This window comes from Nostoc sp. DedQUE05 (assembly GCF_034530955.1).
In the GTDB taxonomy this organism is placed as follows: domain Bacteria; phylum Cyanobacteriota; class Cyanobacteriia; order Cyanobacteriales; family Nostocaceae; genus Nostoc.
On the sequence record NZ_JAVRCB010000001.1, the window covers coordinates 56,956 to 69,984 of the forward strand.

A 13,029-nucleotide genomic window follows, 5' to 3' on the forward strand; every position below is an offset into this window, starting at 1 on the left:
TCTACCTTATCTCTTCATATTTGAGGACTGGGGGAGATGATGGAGACAAGGGGACAAGGGGACAAGGGGACAAGTCTCCCCCCTCTTCCTTGTCTACCTTGTCTCTTCTCCATGCCCCATGCCCAGTCCCCAATCCCCAATCTCCAATCCCTTCAAGTTGGTAAATGGAAAACGTTTAAAGCTAGAGAAATTAGGCTGAGGAATGTTAAAAACCCAATTGTATCTAGCATTGTAGTCACTAACGGGCCACTAACCAAGGCAGGGTCGAGCTTCAGTCGTTTCAAAGCCATTGGTAGTAAAGTGCCGAGTGTAACAGCCACAATTGTATTAGTTGCCATTACCATTCCGGCAATTAAAGCCACCCATCGCTCTTGAGGTCGCGCCCAAATCAAGGAAAGCAGGATCATCGTTGTGGCTAAAGCCAGAGCTGTACCTAAACCAGCTAGAAGTTCCTTGCGGAGAATTTTTAAGGTATCTTTGGGTGTTACCTCTCCCACTCCCAAGCCACGAATTGTTACCGTTAATGATTGAATACCGACAGTACCGCCAGTGTTAGAAAATATCGGCATGATTACGGCTAGAACTGGCACTGCGGCAATTACAGATTGAAAAGGCGCGATCGCACTGGCTGCACCAATATACATGGCCATGATCCCCAATAGCCAAGGTAAGCGATTGCGAATGGTGAGTAAGGGAGAGGATAAAGCTGCTTCATCACCACTGACACCCCCCAGTTTTTGGATATCTTCTGTGGCTTCCTCTTCCAAAATATCCATGACATCATCAATGGTGACAATGCCCACCAATCGGTCTTCTCGGTCAACTACGGGGATCGCGATTAAGTCGTAGCGCTGCATAATTCGCGCCACTTCTTCTTGAGGGGTTTCAGTTTTAACTTTAATGACGCGATCGCTAGCAATATCTTTAATGAAAACATCGGGAAAAGTAAACAGCAATTGCCGCAGTGAAACTACTCTCACCAGCGTCCGGTTATCATCTGTGACGTAGGCGTAGTAAATCGTCTCCTTGTCTTCATCCTGACGGCGGATTTTACTCAGAGCTTCACCTACAGTTAATCCTTGCCGCAACCGGACATATTCGGTTGTCATCACCCGCCCAGCCGTACCTTCTGGATAGCCGAGAATCGTTGCTGTTGCTTGCCTTTCTTCTAGACTGAGTTGTTGTAATAACCGTTTGATTACTCCAGCCGGTAGTTCATCAAACAATTCTGCCCGTTCATCGGGACTCATCGCTTCTACAAGTTGCACTACCTGGACATCATGCAGAGAATTAATTAGTTCTTCCTGCACCTCTGTCGGCAGATATTCAAATACATCAATTGCCTGAGCTTTGTTGAGTAAACGGAATGCGATCGCCCGTTGTTGTTCGGGCAATTGTGTAATGTAGTCTCCCACATCCACAGGTTGCAAGCGATTTAAATCCCATTTCAACTGGTTTAAATCGGTAGTATCAGTCAACAAATCACGAATATCTTCTGTGAGCATGATATATATCTCCTAAGTCTCCCCCGCGCTGGGAGACTTCCTCACCACAGCTCAGAGGAGGTTGATACTGCCATCTTGTGGACTATGGTCCATAAAATTTCAACAAATCAATATTGATAGCTAAATTAAAGCATTGCTAGTCATCATCCTAACCCGGAACAGCGCTCTCCGGTAGATACAGAGAAAATTTTATATCTTTAGTAGCTTTTTTAGTAACTTTATGTGCATTTTTGAGCTTGCTACCCTGATTTTTGAGGAATTATTCTCTAATCAGAGTAAGCTTTTCCACCGATCTAATCTGTGGAAACTGGCGATCGCGAATAAATAAGTATACGGATGGCTAAAAAAAGGGGAGTTGTCTCTAAATAAGTCATTAGAAAACTTCTGCTCATTAACAAATGCTTGAGGTTCAGCGATCTAAATTGAGATACTCTTACTTGAGTGTCGTTAACTAATTACTAAATCATAAATAGCTTCTAGCTTGGCAGTTTGCTTGCGAATATCAAAATTTTCGCAAATAAACTCTCGTCCTTTTTTACCCATACTTTTAGCTAAAGCCCGATCTGATAAAAGAATATCTAATTTTTCCGCGAGAGAGCGATCGTCTTTTTCATCAACTAAAAAGCCAGTTTCTCCATCTAAAATAGCATCAGGGATAGCGCTATGCCAGGTAGAAGCTATTGGTAAACCAGAAGCGGCGGCTTCCAATATTGAAAGCGGTAAACCTTCGCTATCACCGTTTTTTGCTGTTTGACTGGGTAGAGAAAATATTTCTGCATTTCTCATAGTTTTTTGAATCACTTCATAAGGTTTTGCCCCCATAAAGTTGACTCTATTACTAATACCAAGCTCATTTGCTAGACTTTTAAAGTTTTCAGTCATTGTGCCATTTCCAATTTGGATAACTGACACATCTGGATGTTTATTGGCAATCCGGGCAAAGGCTTTTAATAGGGTATCAATTCCTTTTTTTTCAGTATGTCTGCCTACACATAAAATATATCTTTCATCTTTTGATTCACTGGCTGGGGCAAATTTCTCTAAATCTATACCACTATTTAGTTTAATAATTTTATCTTCAGGATAACCATATTCAATCATCTTTTTATACAAAAAACTAGAAAAAGCGATAAATTTAGATGCTTTTTGTTTTAATTCTTCTTCATGCAAAAGAAATTGATAAAATGCTGGATTACCTGACAGCCACATAGATTGACGTGAAACTGTGATATCAAAACCGTAAAATGTAACGAGGAAAGGAATATTTAATTTCTCTGCCAATCGCATTGCATAAATACCATCTGGCCCAAAATGTCCGTGAATTAATTTTAGATTTTTTAGTTCAGCTTCTTTTCCAAACATATTTGGTGAAGCAGAAATTATATGAAATAATTGTTTAATCTTCCATTGATCGTTATTACTAATAGCAATACTGTCAAAAGGAATTTCTGCCAATAGTTTACAAGTCAGAAATAACGGTTTGTATGTTTGTAAATTATGGGCTTGTTCTCCGATAAAAGTTTCTGATACTCTTGGATAAGCTCGACGATACATTCCAACTGTTTTCATTGTGTTACTCCTATTTATTTAAGATTAATATTTCTTTTTCCAAAAAATGAACAAAATGTTGGGTAAAAAGCTTTTAAGTTCTTTATATATTTACGCCCTTGATTTTATCTGCTGCTATTTTGGATAAAATAGTAATTACCTGATTTATTCAAAACAGCAATAACAATTGTTAGTTTTTTAAAGCTATACTAGTCTAAATCAGGGCTTCAATTATTTATGTTAGTCAGTGAAATAATAAGTTTTTCTGAAACTATTATTTAGTAAATATCTTAGGGTCTAATAAAGCAAACTAGGATATTTATTTATGTCAACAAACTGATTAATTTTTTATGACTTAAGCATTGACAGGAAAGGCAAAATAGCAACTATGCTTTTCAAGGCTTCTAGGTAGATTTTTGCGATGTCTGGGTTTTTGCTAGTCTACGCAACTAATAAAATATACTTTGTAAAAAACTGAAGTCTTGATGTAAATGCACAAAATGATTTATTTGTAAAGTGCATAAACCCTATTTTTATCAAACTTGATTGGGTTGAGGATAGCCTCCCTGTGTTGACTGCAATTATTTGCTGAATGAATATTTAACACAAACACATCAATATTAAAACAGATTTACATTAAAATTATATTTATTTAATAAAGATTTTTGTTCAAAAATGATTTAGTTTAGATCGGCATAAGCATAACCTCAAAGTAGTGATTTAGTTTAGACTACCATAAGCTCATCCTTCGGAGTTAGGCACTCTTGATTTTTTAATCTCATCCCAGCACTGAATAACTCTTGAGAGTTCCTCTTTCTAAGACTTATTTGGAGGGATTTTTTCACCCACGCAGAGATCGAGATTTCTAAAGAAGATTTACGTTTCCCTATGCTCTACGGTACATAATCCCATCTCAATGTCCCATTCTCCATAGCCCAAGTGCAAGAAACCCATTCCTTTAAGGGGTGAAATTTTGCAAGTATTTCAAACCCAACCATGAAAACATCTACCGAATTGCTAACTCGTCTGGACTATTATTACCAGCAAATCAAGACTATTATCCTGACTCGGCAAAATCCGATTACTGGTTTACTACCTGCAAGCACAGCGATTACAGCCCACGGCGATTATACAGATGCCTGGGTGCGAGACAACGTTTACAGCATTTTGGCAGTTTGGGGTTTAGGACTTGCATACCGCAAGATTGACGACGACAAAGGACGCACTTATGAACTAGAACACAGTGTCATCAAACTGATGCGTGGGTTGTTATTTGCGATGATGCGACAGGCTCATAAAGTAGAGACATTTAAACATACTCAGTCGCTACTAGATGGACTGCACGCCAAATATAATACCGCGACTGGTGACATTGTTGTTGGGGATAACGAATGGGGACATTTGCAACTTGATGCCACATCTATATTTTTGTTGATGTTAGGGCAAATGACGGCTGCGGGATTGCCAATAATTTATACAATTGATGAAGTTAATTTTGTCCAAAATTTAGTTTACTACATTGGACGAGCTTACCGCACGCCAGATTACGGTATTTGGGAACGCGGTAATAAAATTAATCGGGGTAATGCTGAATTAAATGCCAGTTCTGTAGGCATGGCAAAAGCTGCTTTAGAAGCTATCAACGGACTGGATTTGTTTGGTGTGCGTGGTAGTCAAGCATCGGTAATTCATGTGCTACCAGATGAAATTGCCCGCGCCCGAATTACCCTAGAATCCTTATTACCGAGAGAATCTGGTTCTAAAGAAATTGATGCGGCGCTGTTGAGTGTTATTAGTTATCCTGCCTTTGCAGTGGAAGATTTGGAGTTACGCGATCGCACCTTAAACGATATTATCAATAAACTCGCAGGTAAATACGGCTGCAAACGCTTTCTGCGTGATGGACACCAAACGGTTTTAGAAGATAATCAACGTTTACACTACGAACCGTGGGAACTCAAGCAATTTGAGCATATTGAATGCGAATGGCCGTTATTTTTCACTTATTTAGTTCTAGATGGATTATTTCGCGGCGATCGAGAACAAGTTAAAAAATACCAAAATCTTTTAGAATCATTACTTATAGAACAAAATGGTTTGCGTTTACTGCCAGAACTTTATTATATTTCCGCAGAAAACATAGAGGTAGAAAAATTAGCACCTCAAACGCAACCACGTTTGCCCAATGAAAATATTCCCTTAGTATGGGCGCAGAGTTTATACTTCCTCAGTCAAATGTTGAGTGAAGGTTTAATCGCAGTTGGTGATATCGACCCTTTGGGAAGACATTTGTGTGTAGGAAAACAGCGCGATGCATTGGTACAAATTGCCTTGTTAGCAGAAGATGAAGATTTACAAACAAAACTAGAAGTTCACGGAATTGAAGCGCAAACGCCTACTCAAGTAGAACCGATTCAAGTGAGAAAAGCTGGAGAATTTTCAGCTATTTATACCCAAATTGGACGTAACGATAAACTTGGTTTAACTGGGCGGCCAGTGCGACGGTTGCGGAGTTTGACAACATCGAGAATCTTTCGGATTAGCGGTGAAACAATTGTATTTTTGCCTTCATTTTCAGACTCCCAGCAGTTTTACTTAACTCTTGATTACCATTTTTTACTGGATCAAATTAGAGGCGAACTAGCTTACATTCAAAAATATTGGAGCGATTTAGGTCGTCCTACCTTAACTTTAATGTTGACGCACACCATGTTAGAAAGTGGTTCTGAAGCATTACTAGAACTGATGCAAGAACTTAAAGATGGTGTTTGTAACGGCGTGCAGGTGAAATTAGGGCGGCTAAATCAGCTAATGTTAACAGCCGGAATCCAAAGAATTGATTTTCTACCAAATGCAGAATTCGCGCGATCGCCAGTGAAAAATGCTAGCCCACGTTGCTATTATTTAGCTTATCATCCTGAGAAAAACTGGCGCTTAGGACATACCCAAGAATTTCAAATGGAGTACGAAACTAACTTGGGGTTATTGCTTTCTTACTTGCGTTCATCAGAGAATATTTACGAGCAAATCGAGTTATTGCAAACATTAACTCGCTTGCAGGGAATGAAATTTGATACAGGGTATGGCGGCCCAGGATATCCTGTCACCGTAGGCGATTTACTAGATGAAGTTTACACCAAAGCTGGAGATTTAGGCATTTGGGCAGTGGTGCGTCGGGCTGCGGGGTTGCGCCAAATGGTTGATATCAGCCTATCAGATGCAGTCACGAGTATTTTGGTGCGGGGTAAGCAAATTGCTGTGGGTAAAGCTTACAGTGAAGCGTCCTTGATTAGCGTACCCATGTCTCACGATGAAATTGCCGATAAAATTAATCATTTTTGTCGTGAGGATATCCGCGATCGCGTCCTTACTCAAGAGATTTTAATCTATGTTGGCATTTTAATTCGCTCAGAACCCGAACTATTTCAGGGACTACTAACGCTGAGAGTCGGCTATCTGATCTTATTAATCACCAGCGAACTAGCGCGGGAATTGCATGTCACTCAAGATGAAGCTTACGATCGCTTAATGCAACTTTCACCCTTTGAAGTGAAAATGCGCTTGCGTCAGGTATTAACTGGATATACTGGTATGAGTAACCTGTTGCGCCAGCAAGAATCGCTGCACGTCAAACAAAAAGAAAGTGATATTGCTTGGGTGGTATTACCAGGAATCGCCGAAGGGATAGAAGTTCCGCCAGGTGGTTGGCGGCGGTTTCGCCAAGCCGAGGGTGCGACGGGACGCGTACCAAAAGAATTTTTTAAACAAGTTTGGCTATTAATGCAACATTGCAAGGGTCTAGTAATTGGCGATAAACTAGAGCGGCGCAATCGTTTAGATAGTGAGATAATGTTGTCGGAAATGACAGCGGGGGAAAGAAATTTTGCTCTCTTGGTTGAGCATTTGCTGAATAAAATCGAAGCCCCAGAATATCGCCAAGTTAATATTGAAGCATTAATTGAATTAGGAGCGATCGCGGCTAATAATCCCAAGCTGCAAATTGAAGAATATATTGTGTTGGATGTATTAATCGGTCATGCAGTGCGATTGGCGTGGTTAGAGAATCATAGTCAACGTAGTGATCGCTATGATGAGGATAAGGCGAGTGCGTGGCGATCGTTTTACAATACTTCTCCTAGAGATTGCGCTGGTTATATTTTGAAGGCATTCAGGTTCTTAACGGAATTTGTGAAAGATTTTTAAACGCAAAGGGACGCGGAGGGAAGCGCAGAGGTACGCAGAGGATGAGAGAGAATGAGTTGAGTGGGGTGATTATTGGGTGTGCGATGAGGGTGCATACTGCTTTGGGGCCTGGTTTATTGGAGTCAGCTTATGAAGAGTGCTTGGATTATGAGTTGAAGAAAGCCGGATTGAATGTTGGTAAGCAAATTCCATTGCCCTTAGTTTATCAAGATGTGCAATTGGAATGTGTTTATCGATTAGATTTGATTGTCGAAAACCAAGTAATTGTAGAGATTAAATCTGTAGAATCCTTCCACCCAATTCACTCCGTTCAACTCCTAACCTATCTCAAACTAGCAAACTGCAAACTAGGTCTTCTCCTCAACTTTAACGTCCTCCACCTCAAAGAAGGTATTAAACGCGTAGCTAACAACCTCTAACTCCCCCTCTTTGCGTTCCTCTGCGCTTCCCTTCGCGTTCCTTTGCGTTAAAAAAATATCCCCTACCTAAGACGCCAAAAGCAGAGAAAGCAGGGGTTTATTCAACTTTATTTTGTTGTTAAAACTACTTAACAGAAACAGCATCAACATCAATGGTGCTTCCACTAGAGCTAGAGGTAGAACCCTCTGGAGTATTAGGTACTTCAGTACCCACCTCACCCTTACGAGCTTTCCAGCCTTCAATTACTAGCCCAGACACCTCACCAACTAGCAGAGTCAAGAGGAAAACATCATCAATCTGTCCCGCAACTGGTATAAAATCTGGGAGAACATCAAATGGGCTGACCAAATAAACCAACGTTCCTAAAATTACCCACCAACGATATTTGGGGTTACGAAGTACGCTGCGATACCAGGTATAAAGTGATTGGATCGAAAATTTCATATTTTGAACCTCCAGTTATCATTTATTTTGACAAATTATTCTAAAAATTCACGGTGCGAATAACCGTCCTAGTTAGTTGGGAAGATGCTACTAGTAATCTGTCAACAAAGACAAATACAGTATTTGATGCTGATATCTGCTGCTCTAGCCATAAGAGATATGCCTATATACTGATTTTACTTTATTAAAGATTTTATAAATTGCTCGGTATAGTCTTAAACTTCTGTGCAGATCCCAAGGAATAATCTTCTAATTTAAAATCAGCAAAAGGCTTCTTTTCTAACCTATTCCGTAGAGCCTCGTCAAGAATGACACCTGATGATTCTCTTTTAACACCAATAATTATCACACTTGTTTGATATGTCGTTAAATCCCGATTTGCCTGACAATCACTTCGTTGAAATTGACCCAAATTCAATAAGCGATAAATTTTGACACTTGGTGTATTAATAAATAATTTTTGAACCAAAAGTTGTATTTGTTTAGAACGTTCTAAAGCCACACGTTGTTGAATTAATCTATCACCTTTACAAGAAGCCGTGCCGACAGAGATAATTTCATTGGGAGCTTCCATTATATTCTCTATACCTTCTTGTTCTAAATTCAACTTTAAAAGGTCAACGCTAATAATTTCATCATTGGATTTAAGTTGAAAGTTGCTACCTAAAAGCCATTTATATTTTAGTGATAAAACCGCTATATTAAATTCCGCTATCCTTCCCTGACTATCCTTCCCTTCTTGATAAGAAAAGTAATCGATATTACCTTTTTTTTCTGGATATTGTCTGTAATAGGATGTGTCAGGTAAATCTGATTTGCGTGTGGCTAAAGTTACTATACTGAGTAATCCTAATATTACTAATAAAACTGCAAAAAATGTCAATAGCGGCACTTTTTGCGACTGCTGATTTTGAGGTAATGAATTGCTATTAATATCTACAGTTAAATGCTCAAGTTTAGAAGATTCTAAAATATTATTATTTGTCGGAGTCGTGTCTGTTAATTGAGTTTCTATTTCTTTTAAGGAATGCAAAATTTCTTGAGTACTGGCAGGACGTTTTTCTATATCTGATGCTGTTAGCCAATCAATTAAATTCAATAGTAAGGGTGAAATATGGGTCGCATGATTTTGCCAGTGCAACAAATTTTGCTGGACATCATACATCTCCAAAGGATGATATCCTGTCAGCAAAAATACAAAAGTGCGTCCCAAAGCAAAGAAATCTGACTGCGGTACTGCTTGACCATTCATTTGTTCTGGGGCGCTGTAGCCAGATGACATAAGTGCTGTCATCTTGTCGCCATTGCTTAGTTGGTCTTGGTAGGTTTTATTAATTTCATTGGCGGTACCAAAATCAATCAGTACTAGATTCCCCCAACCCTCCTCAAGGGGGGATCTAATCATAATGTTAGATGGCTTAATATCTCGATGTAGGTACTGTTTGCTATGTACTACATCTAAAATTTCTATCAACTGTCTTAACCAGTCTGTGGCTTGTTCTTGAGATATGGGGCTATTTTGCTGTAGCCACTGTTCTAAGTTGTAGCCATCGATTTTTTCCATTGCAATGCAATGCAACACTAAACCATTTCGGGTTTGATACTGAAAGTAACTATCTTCTTTGGGAATTCCGGGATGCTTGAATTGTCCCAACACCGTTACTTCTTGCTGAAATAATTCTACTGCTTGGGCGTTGTCTGATAAATCTTCTTTGAGTATTTTGAGAATTTTGGGGGTACCTTGCTCGTATGCCTCATAAACTTTACTAAAACCTGTTTTGTCATTTAACAAGCACGTCACCCGATAACGCCCTAGCAATTCTAGATGGGAACCACAACTTTGACAAAAACGGTTTTGCTGATTATTCGGGTGATTTGGTTTAGGGCAAACGGGATTGATACAAAGGCTCATGACAGGAGAGTGGGGAGTGGAGGAGCAGGGGAGCAGGGGAGCAGGGGGGCAGGGGGGCAGGGGAGTGGGGAGCAGGGGAGAAATTGCAGTAAGTTTTTTCGCCCCTTTGCACCTCTGCCTCTTATGCCCAATGCCCAATTCCCCATGCCCAATCCTCCTAAACATCGCTCCTATTAATTCTTCTGTTGCTGTATGACTAATCCCGTCTAATAATCATGAGATTTTTTATTTGTGTTCAGCCAAGAAAGCTGCCACAGTTTGGTTAAATGCTTCTGGTTGTGTCAAAAACGGCCAATGATTGCCGGGAACTTGGCAGATACGTAAGTTTTGAAGATAAGTTTTGTAAGGTTGAATTTGCCAATTTTGGCGGTTCAGTCCTTGTTGTGGCTGGACGAATAAAGCAGGAATGTTAAGGGGAATTGTAAAACCAGGCACTTGCATGACTGCCTCAAAAATTCCGTCGCGGGCGGCTATGGTAAATTTGCTGCCCCAACTCCCATCGGGTTTTTGTTCTATTCCTGCTTGGAAGACTTGCTGTTGTAAGGAACTCCATCCTTGATATTGCTTTAATTGCCGTGCTTGTTGTTCGGCTTCTTCGTGGCTGGGAAAAGGCCCCATACTTTTAAGAAAAGGCAAAAAGCGATATAACATTGGGAAAGTTACCCTGAAAAGACTGGGCATTTTCCAGATAAAAATCGGATCGACGAGAATTATACTCCGTACACGCTTTGGGTTTTGTCTTGCCCAGATGACGGCTAATTTACCTGTCCACGAGTGACTTACAATATGGGCAAAAGTCCATCCAAGACTATCCATGAGTGCTTCAAGGTCTGCGATCGCACTCTCAAAGCTATAATCTATCTCTGGTTTACTACTTTGGCCATGTCCGCGCATATCTGGCGCAACTATGTGGTAATCCGCCGCCAAGTAATCTCCTAAACTAGACCACACTAGAGCATGATCGCCTAAGCCATGTAACAGCAGTAAAGGTTCTTGACCTTGATTCCATTCTAAATAAGAAAGTTGGATATCAGGCTTTGATAAAGTTTGACGTACAGCCATCATTGCACATCCAGGCTTAGATAGTTTTGCGTTTATATGGTACTGCGAAAGATGGGGAGCAGCACTTCGGCTACGCTCAGTGACCGAGGAGCAGGGGAGCAGGGGAGCAGGGGAGACAAGGGGACAAGGGGACAAGGGGACAAGGGGGAATTATTGAACAAGTCTTTTCCTTTTTTCTTGTCTACCTTGTCTCTTCCCCATGCCCCATGCCCCATGCCCAATGCCCAATGCCCAATGCCCAATGCCCCATGCCCAATTCAATTGTTATCATTTACCACTTTATGACTCTGAGGATTGTACCAATTGACACGAAATAATGAGGCTAATGAATGCCAAGATCAATAAAAGGATGCCCCAAGGATATTAAAAGTACTATGCCAGAATTACACCAATCAATTGCCCAGCATTATCACGAACGAACTAAATACAACCCTGATACTCTCGCCTCTAAAAACCAGCGATTAGACTGGACTAAACAGCCAGTACCCTTTAAAGAGTACAAAATTGGCTCTACTTTTGATCTCAAACCCTATATCCAAGAAAAAACAGAGGCATTTGCTAATAACCCAGATACTCAGTGGTGGCAAAGACTTTCACGGCTATTGTTTCGTAGTTATGGATTGACAGCAAGAATGCCTTCTATGGGTAGTGCAGTGTATCTACGCGCTGCTCCGAGTGCAGGCGGACTATACCCTGCCGAGGTGTATGTGGTTTCGCGTGGTACATCGTTATTACCGCCTGGTCTATATAACTACCAGTGTCGAACTCATTCTCTCATGCATTATTGGGAAAGTGATGTTTGGCAAACTTTGCAAGCAGCTTGTTTCTGGCATCCTTCTTTAGAAAATACCCAATTGGCAATTATTGTGACCGCGGTATTCTATCGTTCTGCGTGGCGCTATGAGGATCGGGCTTACCGTCGGATTTTTCTGGATACGGGACATCTGTTGGGTAATATCGAGTTAGCTGGTGCGGTTACTGATTATCGCCCCCATTTAATCGGTGGCTTTGTCGATGAATCGGTTAACGATCTGCTTTATATCGATCCGCAACAAGAAGGTGCGATCGCTGTCTTACCTCTGGCAGACTTGTTAGATGTTAATCAAAATTTACCATTGGGATGTACTGCTTTACCTTCGGCTACTGAAACCAGTTATCCTCAAATCCCTGATGGCGAACTACTAACATATTTCCATCAACATACCCAGATCCAATCAGGTGTAACTGGTAATCTTAATCTACCAACTATTAAACAAGAAAAATCTTTAGAGGATAAATACAATTTTCCTTTCTGTTTAAAAATTCCCACCACCACCGCACCTATAAACTGGGGACAAAAACTATCAGAACTGGAAACCACTATGTATAAGCGACGCTCTACCCGCGCTTACAATGGTGATGATTTAAGCTTCGATGAATTGAAAAGTTTACTCGATTTCACTTACCAACCGCAAAATTACATCGACCAAAGTTTAGATATTTCTCCAGACTACTTCGATCTAAATTTAATCGAAACATTCATTGCTGTTTGCGGAGTCAAAGGACTGGAGGCGGGTTGTTACTATTACGCGCCCAAAGCCCAAGAATTACGCCAAATCCGGTTTAAAAACTTTCGGCGAGAATTACATTTTCTCTGTTTGGGACAAGAATTAGGACGGGATGCGGCAGCGGTATTATTTCACACAGCCGATTTGAAAGCTGCGATCGCACAATATGGCGATCGCGTTTACCGTTACTTACACATGGATGCCGGTCATTTGGGACAACGCCTGAATTTAGCAGCAATGCACCTGAATGTCGGCGTCAGTGGTATCGGTGGATTCTTTGACGACCAAGTAAATGAAGTTTTAGGTATTCCTGCTGATGAAGCTGTTCTATATATCACTACATTGGGACGCCCAAGATAACAATAATCCCAGAGACGCTGAGAATCTA

General features: G+C 40.6%; 8 protein-coding genes. 3 read left to right on the plus strand and 5 right to left on the minus strand.

Translation table 11 applies throughout. The annotated features are described in order from the left end of the window. Positions 1 to 152 precede the first annotated feature (152 nt). Positions 153 to 1,505, minus strand: a complete 1,353-nt coding sequence (mgtE, locus tag RMZ42_RS00260) for a magnesium transporter (RefSeq protein ID WP_322669510.1) — start codon at positions 1,503 to 1,505, stop codon at positions 153 to 155. Positions 1,506 to 1,952: 447 nt separating this feature from the next. Further along, positions 1,953 to 3,074 (minus strand): glycosyltransferase, encoded by a 1,122-nt coding sequence (locus RMZ42_RS00265; RefSeq protein ID WP_322669511.1) that lies wholly within the window; start codon positions 3,072 to 3,074, stop codon positions 1,953 to 1,955. 975 nt (positions 3,075 to 4,049) lie between these two features. Here RMZ42_RS00265 and RMZ42_RS00270 point away from each other — a divergent pair. Both RMZ42_RS00270 and RMZ42_RS00275 read left to right on the plus strand, forming a co-directional pair. Continuing rightward, positions 4,050 to 7,256, plus strand: a complete 3,207-nt coding sequence (locus tag RMZ42_RS00270) for a glycoside hydrolase family 15 protein (RefSeq protein ID WP_322669512.1) — start codon at positions 4,050 to 4,052, stop codon at positions 7,254 to 7,256. Positions 7,257 to 7,297: 41 nt separating this feature from the next. Continuing rightward, the gene (locus RMZ42_RS00275; protein WP_194047259.1) at positions 7,298 to 7,675 is read left to right on the plus strand and encodes a GxxExxY protein; all 378 of its coding nucleotides are present in this window, start codon (positions 7,298 to 7,300) and stop codon (positions 7,673 to 7,675) included. Positions 7,676 to 7,799: 124 nt separating this feature from the next. Here the strand turns inward: RMZ42_RS00275 and RMZ42_RS00280 are convergent, their stop codons facing one another. The 3 genes from RMZ42_RS00280 to RMZ42_RS00290 all read right to left on the minus strand — a co-directional run bounded on the left by RMZ42_RS00280 (position 7,800) and on the right by RMZ42_RS00290 (position 11,094). Next, on the minus strand, positions 7,800 to 8,120 hold the full coding sequence (locus RMZ42_RS00280) for a YkvA family protein (RefSeq protein WP_322669513.1): 321 nt from the start codon (positions 8,118 to 8,120) through the stop codon (positions 7,800 to 7,802). Between the two features lie 193 nt (positions 8,121 to 8,313). Beyond that, complete coding sequence (locus RMZ42_RS00285) at positions 8,314 to 10,032, minus strand: serine/threonine-protein kinase (RefSeq protein ID WP_322669514.1); 1,719 nt, start codon at positions 10,030 to 10,032, stop codon at positions 8,314 to 8,316. A gap of 225 nt (positions 10,033 to 10,257) precedes the next feature. Further along, positions 10,258 to 11,094 (minus strand): alpha/beta hydrolase, encoded by an 837-nt coding sequence (locus RMZ42_RS00290; RefSeq protein ID WP_322669851.1) that lies wholly within the window; start codon positions 11,092 to 11,094, stop codon positions 10,258 to 10,260. A 374-nt stretch (positions 11,095 to 11,468) separates the two neighbouring features. Between RMZ42_RS00290 and RMZ42_RS00295 the strand changes: the two genes are divergently transcribed. Beyond that, positions 11,469 to 13,001, plus strand: coding sequence for a SagB/ThcOx family dehydrogenase (locus tag RMZ42_RS00295; RefSeq protein WP_322669852.1), 1,533 nt, complete (start codon positions 11,469 to 11,471; stop codon positions 12,999 to 13,001). Positions 13,002 to 13,029 lie beyond the last annotated feature (28 nt).

Excerpts from the sequence above, each read along its gene's own strand:
- mgtE (WP_322669510.1), bottom strand. The coding sequence starts at position 1,505 with ATGCTCACAGAAGATATTCGTGATTTGTTGACTGATACTACCGATTTA.
- RMZ42_RS00265 (WP_322669511.1), bottom strand. The coding sequence starts at position 3,074 with ATGAAAACAGTTGGAATGTATCGTCGAGCTTATCCAAGAGTATCAGAA.
- RMZ42_RS00270 (WP_322669512.1), top strand. The coding sequence starts at position 4,050 with ATGAAAACATCTACCGAATTGCTAACTCGTCTGGACTATTATTACCAG.
- RMZ42_RS00275 (WP_194047259.1), top strand. The coding sequence starts at position 7,298 with ATGAGAGAGAATGAGTTGAGTGGGGTGATTATTGGGTGTGCGATGAGG.
- RMZ42_RS00280 (WP_322669513.1), bottom strand. The coding sequence starts at position 8,120 with ATGAAATTTTCGATCCAATCACTTTATACCTGGTATCGCAGCGTACTT.
- RMZ42_RS00285 (WP_322669514.1), bottom strand. The coding sequence starts at position 10,032 with ATGAGCCTTTGTATCAATCCCGTTTGCCCTAAACCAAATCACCCGAAT.
- RMZ42_RS00290 (WP_322669851.1), bottom strand. The coding sequence starts at position 11,094 with ATGGCTGTACGTCAAACTTTATCAAAGCCTGATATCCAACTTTCTTAT.
- RMZ42_RS00295 (WP_322669852.1), top strand. The coding sequence starts at position 11,469 with ATGCCAGAATTACACCAATCAATTGCCCAGCATTATCACGAACGAACT.